This window comes from Rhizobium sp. SRDI943 (assembly GCF_057653695.1).
Map to the genome: position 1 here is coordinate 2,369,898 of NZ_CM172787.1, position 18,180 is coordinate 2,388,077.

Sequence of the window (18,180 nt, forward strand, 5' to 3'; positions counted from 1 at the left end):
TGGGATCGCCGGACAAGCCGGACCGCGGCCGAATTTGGCTGGCCTGATGGCCGATTGGAGGTCGGGCGGCGCCATTTCGGCCCCGCCCGCAGAGTTCTCTAGAGACGCAGCTCGCTTTCGGCATCGAAGACCGAGGCGACCGTCATGTCGAAGCTGAGCTTCACCTTGGCTCCGACGTTGAAGCGGCGTGCGCCGTTGACACGTACCGACATCGTGTGACCGGCATGTTTCAGCCACAGCAGATTGTCCGCGCCCATCGGCTCCTCGATATCGACGGTGGCGTCATGTTCTTCGCCGCCGGTATTCTCGTTGACCTTGATGTGTTCTGGACGAACGCCGAGCACCACCTTGCGGCCGGGCTGCAGCGTCTCGCTGGCGTCGTAGTCAGCGAGCGAGAAAATGACGCCATTGGCTGAAAAAGCAATGCCGTCGCCTGATTTGACCAGCTCGCCGTGCAGGAAATTCATCGACGGCGAGCCGATGAAACCGGCAACGAACAGATTGCGCGGCCTGTTGTAAATCGTCGTCGGATCGTCGAGCTGCTGGATGATGCCGCTCTTCATGATGGCGATGCGGTCGGCAAGCGTCAGCGCCTCGATCTGATCATGGGTGACGTAGATCATCGTGTTCTTCAGCGACTGGTGCAGGCGCTTGATCTCGACACGCAGCTCCGAGCGGAGTTTGGCGTCGAGATTGGACAGCGGCTCGTCGAACAGGAAGACGTCGACATCGCGCACCAGTGCCCGGCCGATCGCCACGCGCTGGCGCTGGCCGCCGGATAGCTCAGCCGGCTTGCGCTTCAGCAGCGGCTGAATCTGCAGGATTTCGGAGGCACGCGCCACCCGCTTGTCGATCTCTGCCTGCGGCACCTTGGCGACGCGAAGACCGAAGGACAGGTTCTTCTCGACGGTCATCTGCGGATAGAGCGCATAGGACTGGAACACCATGCCGATGCCGCGGTCCTTCGGCTCTTCCCAGGTAACGTTCTTGCCCTTGATGAAGATCTGCCCTTCCGAGGCATCGAGCAGGCCGGCGATGCAATTCAGCAAGGTCGACTTGCCGCAGCCGGACGAGCCGAGGAGCACGAGGAATTCGCCGTCATTGATGTCGAGGTTGAGGTCCTTCAGTACGCTGACCGCACCGAAGTTCAGGGACAGATCCTTGATGGAGACGCTTGCATTCATATTCATGAGATCAACCCTTCACTGCGCCGGCGGCGATGCCGCGGACGAAAAGCCGCCCCGACACGAAGTAGACGATGAGCGGCACCAGACCCGTCAGGATCGTTGCCGCCATGTTGACGTTGTATTCCTTCACGCCCTGGACGGAATTGACGATGTTGTTGAGCTGTACTGTCATCGGATAGGTATCCGGCCGGGTGAAGACCACGCCGAACAGGAAGTCGTTCCAGATGCCGGTCACCTGCAGGATCATCGCGACCACGAAGATCGGCAGCGACATCGGCAGCATGATCCGCAGGAAGATCTGCCAGAAGCCCGCCCCGTCGACACGCGCCGCCTTGAACAGTTCCTCCGGCAGCGACACGAAATAATTGCGGAAGAGCAGCGTCAGGATCGGCATGCCGAAGATCGAATGCACGATGACGAGGCCGGTCAGCGTGCCGTAGATGCCGATTTCGCGCAGGATGATGACGATCGGATAGATCATTACCTGGTAGGGAATGAACGCGCCGACGATGAGGATCGAGAAGAAAAGCTCGGATCCTCTGAAGCGCCAGTTTGCCAGCGCATAACCGTTCACCGAGGCGATCGCGATCGAGATGATCACCGACGGCACCGTGATGCGCACCGAATTCCAGAAACCGCGCGACAGGCCATCGCAGTTGAGCCCGGTGCAGGCCTGCGCCCAGGCTTTCACCCAGGGTTCGAAGGTGATCTCCATCGGCGGCGAAAAGATGTTGCCGAGCCGGATTTCCGGCATGCCCTTCAGCGAAGTCACGACCATCACATAGAGCGGCAACAGATAGTAGAGCGCTGCGATGATCAGCGTGCCGTAGAGCATGATGTTACGCGCCGACACCGCCGGGCGCGGCCTGGGGCCGCTAGGGCCATCGCCGAGTTTAGGCGCCACGGCGTCGATGCCGGCGGCGGTGGTGTTCAGAGTTCCTACATCAGCCACGCTTGCGCCCTCCGCCGAATTCCAGATAGGCCCACGGAACGATAATGATCGCGACTGTGACGAGCATCATGGTCGAGGCAGCAAAGCCCTGCCCCAGGTTTTGCGCCTGGAACATGTAATCGTAGACATATTTCGCCGGCACTTCCGAGGAAATGCCCGGTCCGCCCGATGTCTGGGCGACCACGAGGTCGTAGACCTTGACGATGCCGGAGGCGATGATGACGATCGTGGTGATGAAGACCGGCCGCATCATCGGGATGACGATGAAGAGGTAGGTCCTCCACATCGGAATCCCGTCCACGCGCGCCGCTTTCCAGATATCCTCGTCGATCCCACGCAGGCCGGCGAGCATCAGGCACATGACGAGACCCGTTCCCTGCCAGAGTGCCGCGATCAGAATGCCGTAGATGACGATTTCAGGCGTATAGAGCGGATTGAAGGTGAAGCTCGTCCACCCGATCGAGCGCACCACCGCCTGAATGCCGAAATCAGGGTTCAGAACCCATTGCCAGACGAGGCCCGTCACGATGAAGGACAGCGCGAAGGGATAAAGAAAGATGGTGCGGAAGGTGTTTTCGAAGCGGATTTTCTGGTCCATCAGCGCGGCGAGCATGAAACCGATGACCAGGCTGAAGATCAGCGAGAGGATGCCGTAGACTGCCAGATTCTCGATCGCCGTCACCCAGCGGGGTGCCGCCCAGAGGCGCTGGTACTGATCGAATCCGACAAAGCTCAACCGCGGAAGGAGCTTGGAATTAGTGAAAGAATAAAAGATCGTCCAAAACGTGCCGCCGACAAAGATCACCAGCGCTGTGAGGATCATCGGGATAGACGCAATCTTGGCATTCAGATTGCGCAGTAACTTGTTTGGCCGGCCTGCTCGCGCTTGACCCGTCATAAACACTTCTCCTCAATCGCCACTGCGACAAGTAACAGAACGGCAAAACGCCGCCTGTCGTCTCCACCTCCGAAACCTGCTGAAGGTACCAGAGAGACGCCGCCGCGCGCCGGACCATCACCGATCGTCCGGAACGATCCGGCCCCCATGGGAGCCGGACCGCAAGGGCAGCAAATCTGCCGATCAGTCAGCAGAAGCGATGATCCCGGCGAAACGCTTCTGAGCGTCTTCCGGCGTCATCGATGGGTTGGCGAAGAATTCGGAGAAGAGGTCTTCCTTCTGCTTCTGGCTGTCGGCCGAAAGCAGCTGGTCGGTACCTTGGATCACGTTGCCCTTGGCCAGGATTTCGAGACCCTTCTTCATGCAATCGTTGGCGGCGGCGAGATCGACGTCGCCGCGAACCGGCAGAGAACCCTTCTTCAGGTTGAAGGCAACCTGGGTCTTGGGATCGAGCAGGGTCTTGGCAAGCACGGCCTGCGCCTTGGACTTTTCCTCGTCCTTCAGCAGCGGGAAGTAGAAGGCGTCGCCGCCAGTCGAGATGATCTCGTTCACGCCGAGGCCCGGCAGGCAGGTATAGTCGGTACCGGCCTTCTGACCGGCGAGCGCGAACTCACCCTGCGCCCAGTCGCCCATGATCTGGCCGCCGGCCTTGCCTGTGATGACAAGGTTGGTGGCTTGGTTCCAATCCTGGACGTTGCTGCCTTTGGCCATGCGCCGAGCGTCGTCGGCCGCCTTGAACACCTTGGCGATTTCGGGACCGGCGGCAACTTCCGCATCCTTGTCCTTGAAGACCTTGTTGAAGGTATCCTTGCCGGCAACCGCAACCATCAGTACGTCGAAGGCGCCAGTCGCCTGCCACGGCTGACCGCCGACGGCGAGCGGAATGATGCCGGCCTTTTCGAGCGCCGGAGCGGCGGCGACGAACTCGTCCCAGTTCTTCGGAACTTCGACGCCGGCCTTCTTGAAGGCGGCGTTCGACAGCCACAACCACTGCCAGGAGTGGATGTTGACGGGAGCGCAATAGATCTTGCCGTCGATGGTGCAGGAATCGAGCAGGCTCGACGGACGAACGATGTCCTTCCAGTGCTCGGCAGTCGCCACATCCGTCAGATCGCGCATCAGCCCGGCCTGAACGAGTTCCTCGGCCTGGCGGCCATGGTTGAACTGGGTGGCGCCCATTGGGTCGCCGCCGGTGATGCGGCTGATCATGATCGGACGGGCAGTGCCGCCGGAACCGGCGATAGCACCGTCGACCCAGTGGTTGCCGGTAGCGTCGAATGCCTTTGCCAGTTCGGCGACGGCAGCTGATTCGCCGCCCGAAGTCCACCAATGCGTGACTTCGAGATCGGTGGCATTTGCGGCGCCGAACGGAAGCGCGACCGAAGCGGCAAGTACGGCCGCCAATATACGGATTTTCATGAGTTCTCCTCCCTCACTGAAACGTTGCCGGAAAAACTTAGATCAATCGATTTCTCCACGCAACTGCCCGCAGGCAAATTTTTCCGTGATAACCGGAATTGCTACTTCTGCCTGTTTACATCAGGAGCACTGCATCCCCTTGAAACTATACAGGGCTGGGCGTTCTCGCACATGCGTTGCCTATTTATCAATTTGAATTTGCGTCATAATTTTACACAAGAAATTTAGTCTTCCAATTCAGTCTCTTCGCAATCGCAATAAAACAGAGCATGGATTGCCGATTCAACCTATACGTACAATGTTGCAATGCACACAACAAAAAGCACTCGACATTTCTACTGTATCGTTACAGATTGCATTCCTCAGGAGGTGCGATTTTGGCATGCGGCGGGCTTACGACGCTGGAAAAAGCCTCTATAAGCGACACCAATTCGCGCAGGACGGCCTAAAGGGATGGAAAACAAGGGAAATTTCGGGAACGCGGCATCGACGCCGGCAGCGCGCGAGCGCCCGACGTTGAAGACGATCGCCTTCATGACGGGCCTTGGCGTGACGACGGTGTCGCGCGCGCTGAAGGATGCGCCGGATATCGGGGCCGAAACCAAGGAGCGCGTGCGCATGGTCGCCCGCCAGCTCGGCTACCAGCCGAACAGGGCGGGTGTGCGCCTCCGTACCGGCAAGACCAACGTCATCGCCCTCGTCCTCAGCATCGACGAGGAAATCATGGGCTTCTCGAGCCAGATGGTCTTCGGCATCTCCGAGGTGCTATCCGGCACGCCCTATCATATCGTCATCACGCCGCATTCGCACAGCAAGGACCCAATGCTGCCGGTGCGCTATATCCTTGATACCGGCTCGGCCGACGGCGTCATCATCTCACGCATCGAGCCGGACGATCCGCGCGTAAGGCTGCTGAGCGAGCGCGGCATGCCCTTTGCCACGCATGGGCGCACCGATGCGGGTCTCACGCATCCCTTCCACGATTTCGACAACGAGGCCTTCGCCCATAAGGCGGTGGAAAAGCTGGTCAAGCGCGGCCGGCGCCGCATCGCCCTGCTGCAGCCGCCGAGCAAGCTCACTTACTACGCCCATATCCGCATCGGCTTCCAGACCGGCCTGCATGATTACGGCGCCGAGGAAGTGCCGCTGCGCATCAACACCGACGCCCCGCTCGCCGATATCCGCGACGTCGTCGAGGTGATGATGCGCTCGGCCAACGCCCCCGACGGCATCGTCTGTTCGGCCGGCAGTGCTGCAATCGCCGTCAATGCCGGCATCGAAGCCGCCGGCAAGGCGCTCGGCCGCGATCTCGACATGGTCTCCAAGCAATCGGTACCGATCCTGAACTGGATCCGCCCCGAGATCATCACCGCCCAGGAAGACGTCCGCCACGCCGGCCGCGAAATGGCCAAAGCCGTCATCGCCCGCATCGACGGCGTCGAACCAGAACTGTTGCAGAGCATTAGTCAGCCGACCTGGCCGGAGAGTGGCAGGTAGGCGGTCGGTTGAAGGAACGGACCGTCGGGCTCAAATCCGACGATCCGCTTTGGATCTTCACAGGTCTTCGACGACGAAATTCACCAGTCGCCCCGGGACCAGAATTTCCTTGACCACCGTTTTGCCGTCGAGCAAGGCCATGACGGAAGGTTCGGATCGCGCCGCTGCAAGCAGCGCCTCGCCGAGGTCGGCAGCGGCTTCGAAGCGGTGGCGAACCTTGCCGTTGACCTGCACGACATATTCGCGGGTCTCCATCTCGATCATTGCAGGATCGAAGGTGGGCCAGGAAACCCATGTCAGTGTTTCCCCGTGACCAAGCTTGCTCCATAACTCCTCCGCGATGTGAGGCGCAAAGGGTGCGAGCAACAGCACGAATGTCTCCACCACTTCGCGCGGACGCACTGCTTCCGCCGTCAGTGCGTTGGCCAGTTCCATCAGCCGGGAAACCGCGGTATTGAACCGAATTGCTTCGATATCCGCCGTCACGGCCTTCACGGTCTGGTGGCGCAAGCGCAGAAGCTGCGGGCTCGAGGCCGCCTCCAGCACCGCTGCGGAGAGTCCGTCGCTCTCGTCGCAGACAATACGCCAGGCACGCTCCAGAAATCGACGCACGCCGATCACGCCAGCGGTCTGCCAGGGTTTTGCCGCGTCCAGAGGCCCCATGAACATCTCGTACAGGCGCAAGGCGTCGGCCCCGAACTGATGGACGACATCGTCGGGATTGACAACGTTCAGCCGCGACTTCGACATCTTCTCGACGGCGCGCTGCATTTCGACCGACCCAGCCAACCATCTGCCCTCCTCTTCGACGACGGAAGACGGCGCGTAATACCGGCCCGCCGCATCGCGGTAGGAATGAGCAAGGATCATGCCTTGGTTGAACAGCCGCTGGAACGGCTCTTCCGTCGAAACGACGCCGATGTCGTAGAGCACCTTATGCCAGAAGCGGGCATAGAGCAGATGCAGGACCGCGTGCTCGGCACCACCGACATAGAGATCGACCGGCATCCAATAGCGCTCGGCCTCGCGCCCGACGGGTTCGCTGGCGTTCTCCGGATCGAGGAATCTGAGATAGTACCAGCAGGAGCCCGCCCATTGCGGCATCGTGTTGGTCTCCCGCCGTGCCGGAATATCGGTGCCCGGCACGATCGTTTCGACCCAGGCCTGCGCACGGGCAAGCGGCGGTTCGCCATCCGGCGCCGGAGCGTAGTCGTCCAGTTCAGGCGGCAGCAGCGGCAGGCATTCTTCAGGCAGCGGCATCACCGAGCCATCCGCCAGATGCAGCACCGGGATCGGCTCACCCCAGTAGCGCTGGCGGGAAAACAGCCAGTCGCGCAGGCGGTACATGACCTTCGGCCAGCCCGCGCCGTTCGCCTGCAGCCAGGCGATGATGGCGGATCTCGCCTCCGGCGAGCCCAGGCCATCCAGGAAGCCGGAGTTGACCATCGCCCCCTCGCCCTCATAAGCCGCCTTTTCGATATCGTCCTCGCTGTCGATCACGCGAACGATCGGCAGCTCGTGCGCATGGGCAAAAGCGTAGTCGCGCGCGTCATGATCCGGTACCGCCATCAGGGCGCCGGTGCCGTAGCCAGCTAGCACGTAATCGGCCACCCAAACCGACAGCCGGGCTCCGTTGGCAGGGTTGATCGCATAGGCGCCGGTGAAGACGCCCGTCTTCTCGCGTCCGGCATCGGCCCGCACCGTCTCTTCCAATCCTTCGGCCTCGGCAATATAGGCGGCCACCGCCTCGCGCATTTCCGGCTCGACGATGGCGGCAACTGCAGGATGCTCCGGCGCGAGCAGGATATAGCTCGCTCCGAACAGGGTCTCGGGGCGCGTCGTGAAGACGGTGATGACCTCTTTGCCATGCTCTAGCGGAAACCGGATTTCGGCGCCCTCGGAGCGTCCGATCCAATTGCGCTGCATGGTTTTCAGGTTTTCGGGCCAGTCGAGGCCGTCCAGTCCCTGCAGCAGCCGATCGGCATAGGCCGTGATGCGCAGCATCCACTGGCGCATCCTGCGGCGAATGACGGGATCACCGGTCTCGACGTAACGCCCGTCCTTGACCTCCTCGTCGGCAAGCACTGCGTTCTGGGCCGGGCACCAGTTGACCGCGATCTCCGCCTGATAGGCAAGGCCCTTCTCGAACAGCTTCAGGAAGATCCACTGCGTCCAGCGCACATAGGCGGGATCGGTGGTGGCCAACTCGCGGCTCCAGTCATAGGAGAAACCCAACCTCTGCACCTGTCCGCGAAACGTCTCGATATTGCGCTTCGTCGTGATATCGGGATGCACACCAGTCCGCATCGCGTGGCGCTCCGCCGGCAGGCCGAAACTGTCCCATCCCATCGGATGCAGGACGTTGAAGCCGCGCATGCGTTTGTAGCGGCACGTTATATCAGTGGCCGTATAGCCGAGGGGATGGCCGACATGCAGGCCCGCACCGGAAGGATATGGGAACATGTCGAGTGCGTAGAATTTCGGTCTGGCCGGATCGATTTCCGCTCGGAAAGTATGGTGGTCGGCCCAATAGGCCTGCCACTTCGGTTCGATCGTCTTGGGATCATAAGGCATGCATCACTCCTGGCGCCGGCCGGCTCTGCGGCGGCGTGTCCTGAAAAATGGAGGCGTTCTTTGGCTCAGGAGCAGCTACGGCTGCCGGTGCTCCGGTGACGTCCGGCAGCCGCGGCTAAGTCGAAGCGCGCGCGGAGTTGCAGCGCAGGACGTCTGCGCGACGCTACGGACGAAAAAAGCGCGATGTGGCTTTGGAAACGATCTGGTGTCCATGGACGGTGGCTCAAGGCAAATAAGGGGAAAGCAAACGACAGTGTTAACCGGCTCCGATCAGGAGGCCGTGGTGGTAAGTCGTGCGTCGCGTGCGCGAACGTCTGCTGCTTGAGTTGCCGTAATCATGAACCAAGAGTGCCCGATATGATCGCTCCTGCCAAGAGTGCATTCGCGCGAAAATCAGGATCTGTTCAAATCCCGCGGCGCGCTCTTTACCAGTTGATCGAGCACCGCCGCGACCTTCGGGTTACGCACCTCGCCGCGCCGGATAATCGCATGGACGCCACGGCAAACGGATGGCACCAAGGGTTTGACGACCAGCGCTCCGCCGAAATCTCTGAGCGCCAGGCCGGGCATCACCGAAATCGAGCACCCGGCCTCCACCAGTGCGAACACCACTTCGAAACTGTCGCTGAAGCCGTTGATGACGGGCTCGAAACCGATGTCGCGGCAGGCCTGGCGGATGGCCATGGAATAGGCGCTGGAGGCGACGTCGAGCGCCCAATGATCATCTCTCAGCTGTGCGAGTTCTATGACGGGCTCGCTCTCCAGCCTGTGGCCAGCGGGCAGAAGCACGAAAAGCTGGTCGCGGCAGAGAAACAGCGTGTCGGCCGTGTCCTCCAGCGTATGCGGATCGAACGATATGTCGTCGGCAATGACGATATCGGCCTGCCAGGCCCGGAGCGCTGCTACGCCTTCGGCAGGCCCCATCGTCGTCATGACGATGTTGAGATGCGGATGGTCGATCGCCAGTTGACGCATCGCGGCGGGGATGAAGGACGACGCCGCCGAGGGTTGGGCGGCGATCCGGAGGTCGCCGGCGACGATGTTCTGTAGCTCGGCAATATCGGTTTTGGCTTCCTCGACGATGCCGAAGATCCGGTCGGCATGCAGGACGAGCCGCTGGCCGGCCGGTGTCAGCATCACCCCTCGCCCGCGCCGCTCGACGAGCGGGATTCCAACTTCGCCCTCCAACTGAGCGATCTGCTGAGAAACCGCCGACGACGAAATGCCGATAGCGTCGGCCACCGCCGCCATCGTCTCGCGGCGCGAGAGTTCGCGAAGCGTGCGCAATCGGAAAAAATCCAAATCGGGTTCCTTCAGCTGATCAATAGGCCATAATTTCTAATCTATATCCCTATTTTAATTAAGTAGACCTACGGAAAAACGCACCCTACCGTCGGATTCGTCAGCGTGCATCGGTTCGAAAAAAGCCAAGATTGCCCGCCATCTCAACAGACGAGTCACGGGGATATCGACAGGATGCAGCAGAGCGGCGTGCCCTATTTCAGCCAATGGGAAACACCCGGCATGACACTGCCGGTGCTTGCCGAGGGATCGCAGGCCTTGCTCGGCGATCCACTCTGGCGCCATTCGGGAGCCGCGACGATCGAGGAATATGCGCGCTGGGCGGTCAATGTCTGCGGCATGGCCTGCCTGAAGATGATCCTTGCCGCGCGCGGCGAGATCCATCCAACCCTCGAGCTTGCCCGCGCCTGCACCGCCTATGGCGGTTATGTCGTCAACGAGATCGACGCCTCGATCAAGGGGCTAATCTACGCACCCTTCGTCCGTTTCGCCGCCGAGCGTTTCGGCCTCGGCGCCGAGACGGCGACGGGCGTCGAGACATCGGCCATTCCCGAGCATCTCGCGAAGCGCCGGTTCTTCATCGCCTCGGTGAACTCGGGCATCCGCTGGCCGGAGCGCGAGCCGCCCTCGAAAGGCGGACACCTGGTGCTGGTGACGGCAGCCTCGCCGGAGATGATTCGATTTCACAACCCGTCCGGTCATGACGAAGCGAGCCAGGCCGATGTGACTCTGCCGCTTGCCGTCTTCGACCGTTTCTTCGCCAATCGCGGCATATCGGTCGACGCCTGACCTTTTTCAACACCAGATCGTTTCGGAGCCTTTCATGACCCCATCCCCAAACAGGCTGCGCATTGCCGTGCTCTTCGGCGGCCGCTCGGCCGAGCATGAGGTTTCCGTGCTCTCGGCAACCAATGTCATGGGTGCACTCAAGCCCGAGAAATACGACGCCGTCCCTGTCTTCATCACGCGCGAGGGGCAATGGCTGCTGAGCAATTTCGAGGACGGTATACTGGCGACGCCTTCATCGGGCACGGAAATCTGCCTGGTGCCGGGTGGGCACGGCCGGATGCTGGCGATGCCGGCTCATGGCGCGCCGCATGAGCTGGCGAGGATCGACATCCTGTTTCCCGTGCTGCACGGCCCGCATGGCGAGGACGGATCGGTGCAGGGCGCTACGGAGGTGGCCCGCGTCCCACTCGCCGGTTGCGGCATCCTCGGTTCGGCCGCAGCGCTCGACAAGGACATCGCCAAACGCCTGCTGAGGGCAGCGGGCCTGCCGGTGGCGCGCGCGGTGACGATCCATGAGGGTGCCGCCCCTTCACTGGCAGCCTTGGAAGGTGAGCTCGGCCTGCCGCTCTTCATCAAGCCTGCGCGCCAGGGATCGTCGGTCGGCGTTGCCAAGGTCCATGCCAGCCAGGAATTCGCGCCGGCCCTTACTGAGGCCTTCCGCCACGATCGCACGCTGCTCGCCGAGGAATTCGTGCGCGGCCGTGAGATCGAATTCAGCGTCTTGGAAGATACGGCAGGAGAACTCTTCGTCTCCCGGCCGGGCGAGATCGTGCCGGCCGAAATCCACGGTTTCTATAGCTACGATGCCAAATATATCGACGAGAAAGGTGCCGCGTTGAAAGTGCCGGCTGAACTGCCGCAGGAGGTGGAGGCTGCCATGCGCCACGTGGCCGCAAGAGCCTTCAGGGCGGTCGGTTGCGACGGCATGGCCCGCATCGACTTCTTCCTGACGGATGACATGCGGTTCCTCGTCAATGAAATCAACACCATCCCCGGCTTTACCGATATCAGCATGTATTCCAAGGCGATGGCGGCAAGCGGCGTCACCTACGCCGAAATCATCGACCGACTGGTGGACCACGGCCTGGCGCGCGCCCGCCGGACCACCTGAGACGGGAGCTTGATCATGAACAGGCTGGTCTTGATTTCCGGATGTTCCGGCGGCGGAAAATCGACACTGATTGCGGAATTTGCCGCCCGCGGTCATGCCACCGTCGAAGAGCCCGGCCGACGGATCGTCAAGCAGGAACTCGAAGGCGACGGTGCAGCCCTGCCCTGGGTCGACATGGCAGCCTTTGCCCGCCGCGCAATCGAGATGGCGATGGCTGACCACAAGGCGGCGCGTGAGCAGGCGGGCTGGACGTTTTTCGACCGTGGGCTGATCGATGAGGCGGCGGCGCACCAACACCTCACCGGAGAACCGATCCTGGAAAAATTGGGCGTCGCCCACCGCTATCACCAGAGAGTTTTTCTCACGCCGCCATGGCCCGAAATCTACACGACCGACCCCGAGCGGCGCCATGGCTTCGACGAGGCGGTCGCCGAATATGATCGACTTGCCGCCGTCTATCCGACGCTCGGCTACGACGTCGTCACGCTGCCGAAAATCGTGGTCGCCGACCGGGCGGATTTCATCCTCGACTGCCTCTCTCCGGAAACGAGGCAGCAGTAGACGAGATCGTTAGGGTCTCTCTCGGCCGCCTTCTCGAAGGGGCTCAGCGCCTCCGAAAAACGCACCACTGGAACGACTGCCGGCCGCCACCCGGTGTCGTGTGTTCCTCCCGCCAGTCATGCTGAAGCGCGAAGGTGGACGAGAATTCGGTCGCAAGCGCCACCGCGTCGTAACGCTGGACCGGCAAGCCGCTGCACCGTTCCGGCCCGTCCGGCGCGAAGGTCGCGATGATCACGACGCTGCCCGGCGCCGTGCCGGTTTCGAGTGCTCGACGATAGGCCAGCCGCTGCTCTGGCTCGGTGAGGAAGTGAAAGACGGCACGGTCGTGCCACACATCGTAATGGCGGTCGGGCTGCCATGACGTGACGTCGGCAACCACCCAGGCGATGCGGGCGGCTTCATCCCGCAGCCGCGCCTTGGCGACTTCGAGCGCCGGCGCGGCGATGTCGAGGACGGTGAGGTCGGACCACCCGCGTTCGACAAGACGGTCGACAAGGCTCGATGCGCCGCCGCCCACATCGATCAGCGAGGCCGTGGCCGGCAGTTGCAGCTCGTCAAGCGCCCGCAAGGAAGGCCCGGGCGTCGGCTGATACCAGCTGACGCTGTCGGCAGATTTCGTCCGATAGACCTCGTCCCAGTGTTCCCGCTTCTCGCCTGTCATCCGATATCCCCATCTCTTGCAGAGCCCGATTCCCTAACCGATCAACATGTAGGGACTGAGACGTCTGCAACCAGTCGCAGTGTACCCAGGACCATGTTCTCCGTTCAGGAAGCGAAGTGACGATAAACCAGATCCTTAGGGTCATCTCTGGGTGCAGCAGGATCGAGGCGTGCGCCCAGCCGTTCGGCAACGGCAGCGGATGCAGCATTGCCGGGAGCAATATAGCTGACCAGCGACGGCAGCTTGAGCGTCGCGAAGGCCCAGTTGCGCAGCGCCAAGGCCGCTTCGGTCGCATAGCCTCTGCCCTCGTATTCCTCGTAGACGAACCAGCCCAATTCCTTTTCGGGAAAGAGCGGTCCGTGATTGATCCCCACCTGACCGACGCATTCGCCGGTTTCGCCAAGCTCGATCGTCAGCGCTCCGTGCCCGAAAAGCTGCCACAGAGCGACGTCGTGACAGAACATCCCCCACGCCGCGCGCAGATCGAACGGACCACCCATTCCGATCGATCGCGGCGACGCCATGATCTGCGCATAGGCGGCGAAATCGCCGATCTCCGGCATGCGGAGCTTGAGACGCTCGGTTCGAATGGCTATCGCGCCCGCTTCGGACATGTCGTCGCCTTCTCTGTCAGGTTGGGTTTGGAGTTTCGGCCGTTGAACGAAATATTCTAGCTTTCAAATGCCGGGGCGAATTGCAACGTCCCGCTTGGCGGGGATCCGCGAAAAACAATCCTCTGCACGAGCCGCGTATCGAGGTCGAGATACTCCAGTTGTCCATCGCTGCTGAAACCGACACGGCTGTAGATCTCGGGATTGCCGATCAGGGCGCATCCGCTGGCGCCCATCTCGTTCAACAATTCGAGACCCCGTGCAATCATCGCCTTGCCGATGCCCTGCCGCTGTCTCTCCGGCTTGACCGATATCGGCCCCAGCCCGAACCAGCCGTCATGCGCGCCGTTGATCGTCACCGGCGAAAACGCCACATGCCCGAGAATCTCGCCGCCCTGCTCGGCCACCAGCGATATCTTGAGATCGCCCGCCGCACGAAGTCTTCGGACAATCTCCGCTTCCGTACCGTCGCTGTAGGGCATCGGCTTGAAGGCGGTCGAGGTCAGATCATTAATCGCATCGATATCATCAGGCGTTTCGTCTCGGATAAGCATCTCTGTCAATTCCTCAAGCGCGTTGTCGTCAGGGCTGCCCGTACAAACAATGTCTTATCCCATTGAAACGAAGTGTCGTAGATCCCACGAAAATCTCGCGGAGATTCCGCTACCCCCTCTTCCGAAGAGGATTCCGAGGCTATAGACCTAAGCTCGTGGGCACCGTCCTGCTGATCGAAACATCGGAGCGTACCATCTCTGTCGGCACCGTCCGGAAGGTGGTTTGCGTCTTCGCAATCAGAGGTTCTGCGATGAATGATATCGCCGATCACGGTGTTCGTTTCGGACGAATTGCCGCCATGCTGCCGGTCAAGGACATGACCAAGGCCTATGATTTTTACGCCAATATCCTCGGCTTCAAGAAAACATTCGAGAACGGCAATCCTATCGGCTTCATGATCCTGAAGCGCGATCAGGGTGAAGTGCATCTCACCTTGCAGCCGAACCACAAGGCTGCGGACTTCAATGTTGCCCACCTGATGGTCGACAATGTCGATGCCCTGCACACGGTTTGCCAGCAATATGGGCTGAGAATCATCAAGAGCCTTCAGGACAAGGACTACGGATTGCGGGCCTTCGTGTTTGAAGACCCCGACGGCAACCGTATTGACGTTGGCCAACCGATCTAAGCCAGCCATGAGAAGTGGATGGGGATACTGTCCCCATCCAAGTTTATTCCCGGATTTCGCAGTGCTCGTCATTTGAGTCGAGCACCTGCATCTTGTCCATCACAGGGAAAGTCGAAGACCAGCAAGCCGGGCTCCTCCAGCGGCAGTTGCGCCACGACCTGCCCTTCCTGGTTCAGCACCGCCGTCGGCCCCCAGGCGATGCGCCCGTCGTGCTCGCCCGTCACGTCGGACGATATCAGCCACAAGCCTGTCTCGCGGCATCTTTCACCTCGAACGGCATTATGCAGCGGCTTGAATATTTCCGCCTTTTCCCGTGGCATCATGTTGTTGGACAGGCATAGGATCAGCGACGCGCCAGACGCGGCGACCTTTGCGGCCGCTTCCGGAAAATTGGTGTCGTAGCAGATGTTGATCCCGTAGCGTAGGGCACCGATCGCAAAGAGCGGACTGTCTTTTCCTGCCTCGAAAGCCCGTTCGCCACGCAACAGGTGGGCCTTCCGGTAGCGGCCGAGGAGAACGCCGCGCTCGACGACGACGGCGGTGTTGAACAATCGCCCGTCATCGATCTCGATCAGCCCCATGACCAGCACCGGTCCCGACTTCGGCAACCGATCCAGGACCGCCGCGAACTCGGCCGATGCGAGATCGAAGGCAACACGCCGCGCCGATCGTTCATCGGTCAGGTAGCCCTGCAGAAAACCTTCTGGAAAGACCAGCAGGACCACGCCATCAGCCTCGGCGAGCGCCGCGACCCTAACCGCATAATCCAAGGCCGCTCCGACATTCTCCCGAAATTCCGGCGTCTGCGCGGCGGCTATCCGAATGCTCGTCACTTAGATCTCCGGGTTCTCGGCCGCGGCATCTCGGCAAAAGGCCCGGCACTGTGGCCGGGCCTCTCCTTGAAAAATCGGAAAACCTCAGAAGGTCGAGGCACCGCTGCCCCAGGGGCCGTGGTGGAAATCCCTACCATCAAGGCGGTCGAAGCCGTGGGCGCCGAAGAAGTCGCGCTGTGCCTGGATGAGGTTTGCCGTTCCCCTGCCCTGGCGATAGGCGTCGAAATAGGTCAGCGCCGAGGTCAGCGCCGGCACCGGCAGGCCGGCGGCAATCGCGGCACCGACGACACGGCGCAGCGCCGGGACCGATTCCTTGACCATGTCGGAGAAGGCTGGCGTGACGATGAGGTTTGCAGCATCAGGCGCCTTGGTAAAGGCCGAGGTGATCTCGTCGAGGAACTGCGAGCGGATGATGCAGCCGGCACGCCAGATCCTGGCAATCGTCGGCATCGGCAGTGACCAGTTGAACTCGCGCGACGCTTCCGCCATCACCGCGAAGCCCTGCGCATAGGCGCCGATCTTGGCGGCAAACAGCGCCAGTTCGAGATCCTTGTTGAGCTCGGGGCCGTAAGCGATCGGGAAGGACACGGCCTGCGTCCCGAAGATCTTTTCGGCGGCTTCGCGCTGCGATTTCATCGAGGAGAGGCTGCGGGCGGCGACCGCGGCTTCGATCGCCGTTGCCGGAATGCCCATGTTCTGCGCCTCGATCGCCGACCACTTGCCGGTACCCTTCTGGCCGGCCTTGTCGAGGATCATATCGACCATCGGCCCGCCGGAAACCGGATCGGTTGCGGCAAGCACCTTCTCGGAGATTTCGATCAGGTAGGAGTTCAGCCGGCCCTTGTTCCATTCGCCGAAGATGCCGGAGATTTCGGAGGCACTCTTGCCGAGGCCGTCGCGCAGGATGCCGTAGATTTCGGCGATCATCTGCATGTCGGCATATTCGATGCCGTTGTGGATGGTCTTGACGAAATGGCCGGCGCCGTCATTGCCGAGCCAGGCGACGCAGGGCTCGTCATTGTAACGGGCGGCAATCGAGGTCAGCACCTTCTCGACGCGCTTCCAGGACTCTTCAGTGCCGCCGACCATGATCGACGGGCCATGGCGCGCACCTTCTTCGCCGCCGGAAACACCCATGCCGATGAAGGTCAGATCGGTATTCTTCAGCCGGTCGAAGCGGGCGACGGTGTCGCGGAAATTGGCGTTGCCGGCATCGATCATGATGTCGCCCTTGGAGAGATGCGGGCGCAGCAGCTCCATCTGCTGGTCGACGGGCTCGCCCGCCTTGATCATGATGATGATCGGACGCGGCGGCCGGATCGCATCGACGAACTCTTCGATCGTCTTGCAGGGAACAATCTGCTTCTTCAGATCGCCGGCGCTTTCGTAGAATTCGTCGGTTTTCTCCGGCGTGCGGTTGAATACCGCGATTTTATTGCCTTTCTCCGCGATGTTGAGCGCCAGGTTGGAGCCCATGACCGCAAGGCCGATCAGTCCGATTTCTGCCTTTTCCACGACAAACCTCCGATGTGTCATTTGGACCGGTGTTGTGGCACTGTCTCGGTCAAACGGCAAGTCTCGCAAGGGTCTAATCGGTTCGCAAAAGCCAATGAAATGAAGCTTGCAATATCGCCGCTTGTCCGACAACCCGCCGGCTGACGCCCAGTCCGGAAGCCCTGAGTTTTTCGTGCGCCCTGCCCGCAATGCCCTATCTCATGTTCTCATCAGGGCATCGGGAGATATCGCATTGGCATCGAGAAGACGAAAAGATACGGCTCTCCTGGCGGCCCGCGCCGGCCAGTACCGCGAGTCTATGCCGCCGCCGGCGCTGCGACGCCATTTCAGCCGCCTCTGGTCGCATGCGCTGCATGACGGACCGCCGGCAATGGTGGCGATCGTGCCGGACGGCTATTGCGACCTACTCTGGATCGACGGCCGGCTGGTCGTCGCCGGCCCTGACCGGACAGCGGCCTTTCCCGTCATCCAGCCGGGCGCGACTGTCATCGGCGCACGTTATGCGCCCGGCACCGCAGCACCCTGGCTGAAGACGCCGCTCTCGGCACTGGTCGGCTGCTCGGTGCCTCTCGCTGACATCGGCCGGAAGGACACCGCCGAATTCGAAGCGCGGCTTGCGGATTGTCCCGACCCCTCGGCCGCCACGGCGCTGTTTAGCCGCCTGCTCGAAGGGACCGCGCGCGATGCGGAGGAACCCGCCCGCGACGCCGCCATGATCTTCGCCGCCGCCGACAATGCTCGCCCGGTGTCCGGCCTGCTCGACCGCCTCGGCATGAGTGAAAGGCAGCTGCGCCGCCGCTGCCACCACCATTTCGGCTACGGCGCAAAGACGCTGGAACGGATTCGCCGGTTCCAGCGTTTCCTCGACCTCTGCCGCAGGTCGGGCGCTATGCCGCTTGCCCGCCTTGCGCTCGAAGCGGGCTTTGCCGACCAGCCCCACATGACACGCGAGGTCGGCGAGCTCTCGACGCTGACACCTGCCGTCATTCTCGGCCAGCTCAGCATACGGCAAAGAGCCGATTGACCGTTTTGTTCAAGACGCTGCTGGCCGGTCTGTTATTCTGACGAAACCAAATGCCAGGGACCT

The 18,180-nt window shown here is 61.6% G+C and carries 17 protein-coding genes; 6 read left to right on the forward strand and 11 right to left on the reverse strand.

Translation table 11 applies throughout. From position 1 onward, the window contains the following. Positions 1–98 precede the first annotated feature (98 nt). The 4 genes from AC245Y_RS12250 to AC245Y_RS12265 all read right to left on the reverse strand — a co-directional run bounded on the left by AC245Y_RS12250 (position 99) and on the right by AC245Y_RS12265 (position 4,456). Positions 99–1,190 carry an ABC transporter ATP-binding protein gene (locus tag AC245Y_RS12250; RefSeq protein WP_017994347.1) on the reverse strand — a complete coding sequence of 364 codons (1,092 nt, stop codon included), beginning with the start codon at positions 1,188–1,190 and terminating at the stop codon, positions 99–101. A 4-nt stretch (positions 1,191–1,194) separates the two neighbouring features. Next, complete coding sequence (locus AC245Y_RS12255) at positions 1,195–2,139, reverse strand: carbohydrate ABC transporter permease (protein ID WP_012757806.1); 945 nt, start codon at positions 2,137–2,139, stop codon at positions 1,195–1,197. Beyond that, positions 2,132–3,037 carry a carbohydrate ABC transporter permease gene (locus tag AC245Y_RS12260; RefSeq protein ID WP_012757807.1) on the reverse strand — a complete coding sequence of 302 codons (906 nt, stop codon included), beginning with the start codon at positions 3,035–3,037 and terminating at the stop codon, positions 2,132–2,134. The genes AC245Y_RS12255 and AC245Y_RS12260 overlap by 8 nt, the downstream gene beginning before the upstream one ends. A 183-nt stretch (positions 3,038–3,220) precedes the next feature. Further along, complete coding sequence (locus AC245Y_RS12265) at positions 3,221–4,456, reverse strand: ABC transporter substrate-binding protein (protein ID WP_012757808.1); 1,236 nt, start codon at positions 4,454–4,456, stop codon at positions 3,221–3,223. A gap of 453 nt (positions 4,457–4,909) precedes the next feature. Here AC245Y_RS12265 and AC245Y_RS12270 point away from each other — a divergent pair, with 453 nt between their 5' ends. Continuing rightward, complete coding sequence (locus tag AC245Y_RS12270; RefSeq protein WP_012757809.1) at positions 4,910–5,953, forward strand: LacI family transcriptional regulator; 1,044 nt, start codon at positions 4,910–4,912, stop codon at positions 5,951–5,953. 57 nt (positions 5,954–6,010) lie between these two features. Here the strand turns inward: AC245Y_RS12270 and leuS are convergent, their stop codons facing one another. Both leuS and AC245Y_RS12280 read right to left on the reverse strand, forming a co-directional pair. Continuing rightward, a complete protein-coding gene (leuS, locus tag AC245Y_RS12275; protein ID WP_017994348.1) occupies positions 6,011–8,527 on the reverse strand; it encodes a leucine--tRNA ligase in 2,517 nt (838 codons plus the stop codon). A 393-nt stretch (positions 8,528–8,920) separates the two neighbouring features. Continuing rightward, the gene (locus AC245Y_RS12280) at positions 8,921–9,829 is read right to left on the reverse strand and encodes a LysR family transcriptional regulator (protein WP_017994349.1); all 909 of its coding nucleotides are present in this window, start codon (positions 9,827–9,829) and stop codon (positions 8,921–8,923) included. Positions 9,830–10,003: 174 nt separating this feature from the next. Between AC245Y_RS12280 and AC245Y_RS12285 the strand changes: the two genes are divergently transcribed. From AC245Y_RS12285 to AC245Y_RS12295, 3 genes are read left to right on the forward strand one after another with little or no spacing between them, the layout of a single operon-like run. Then, a complete protein-coding gene (locus AC245Y_RS12285) occupies positions 10,004–10,618 on the forward strand; it encodes a cysteine peptidase family C39 domain-containing protein (RefSeq protein ID WP_017994350.1) in 615 nt (204 codons plus the stop codon). A 34-nt stretch (positions 10,619–10,652) separates the two neighbouring features. Then, entirely contained in the window at positions 10,653–11,729 is a 1,077-nt protein-coding gene (locus AC245Y_RS12290; protein WP_017994351.1) for a D-alanine--D-alanine ligase family protein, read from the forward strand. A 15-nt stretch (positions 11,730–11,744) separates the two neighbouring features. Continuing rightward, entirely contained in the window at positions 11,745–12,290 is a 546-nt protein-coding gene (locus AC245Y_RS12295; protein ID WP_026157383.1) for an AAA family ATPase, read from the forward strand. Between the two features lie 43 nt (positions 12,291–12,333). On the opposite strand, the gene AC245Y_RS12300 is transcribed toward AC245Y_RS12295, so the two are convergent. From AC245Y_RS12300 to AC245Y_RS12310, 3 genes are all read right to left on the reverse strand, one after another. Further along, positions 12,334–12,951, reverse strand: coding sequence for a class I SAM-dependent methyltransferase (locus AC245Y_RS12300; RefSeq protein WP_017994353.1), 618 nt, complete (start codon positions 12,949–12,951; stop codon positions 12,334–12,336). A gap of 104 nt (positions 12,952–13,055) precedes the next feature. Then, on the reverse strand, positions 13,056–13,565 hold the full coding sequence (locus tag AC245Y_RS12305; protein WP_017994354.1) for a GNAT family N-acetyltransferase: 510 nt from the start codon (positions 13,563–13,565) through the stop codon (positions 13,056–13,058). 56 nt (positions 13,566–13,621) lie between these two features. Then, positions 13,622–14,116: a GNAT family N-acetyltransferase gene (locus AC245Y_RS12310; RefSeq protein ID WP_017994355.1), complete on the reverse strand. Its 495-nt coding sequence runs from the start codon at positions 14,114–14,116 to the stop codon at positions 13,622–13,624. A gap of 251 nt (positions 14,117–14,367) precedes the next feature. Here AC245Y_RS12310 and AC245Y_RS12315 point away from each other — a divergent pair, with 251 nt between their 5' ends. After that, positions 14,368–14,745 carry a VOC family protein gene (locus AC245Y_RS12315; RefSeq protein WP_026157384.1) on the forward strand — a complete coding sequence of 126 codons (378 nt, stop codon included), beginning with the start codon at positions 14,368–14,370 and terminating at the stop codon, positions 14,743–14,745. Between the two features lie 68 nt (positions 14,746–14,813). Here the strand turns inward: AC245Y_RS12315 and AC245Y_RS12320 are convergent, their stop codons facing one another. Together AC245Y_RS12320 and gndA are read right to left on the reverse strand one after the other, a co-directional pair. After that, positions 14,814–15,578, reverse strand: coding sequence for a carbon-nitrogen hydrolase family protein (locus AC245Y_RS12320; RefSeq protein ID WP_017994357.1), 765 nt, complete (start codon positions 15,576–15,578; stop codon positions 14,814–14,816). An 84-nt stretch (positions 15,579–15,662) separates the two neighbouring features. Beyond that, positions 15,663–17,114 (reverse strand): NADP-dependent phosphogluconate dehydrogenase, encoded by a 1,452-nt coding sequence (gene gndA, locus AC245Y_RS12325; RefSeq protein ID WP_017994358.1) that lies wholly within the window; start codon positions 17,112–17,114, stop codon positions 15,663–15,665. A 211-nt stretch (positions 17,115–17,325) separates the two neighbouring features. Here gndA and AC245Y_RS12330 point away from each other — a divergent pair, with 211 nt between their 5' ends. Further along, positions 17,326–18,117 (forward strand): AraC family transcriptional regulator, encoded by a 792-nt coding sequence (locus tag AC245Y_RS12330; protein WP_017994359.1) that lies wholly within the window; start codon positions 17,326–17,328, stop codon positions 18,115–18,117. Positions 18,118–18,180: the final 63 nt, after the last annotated feature.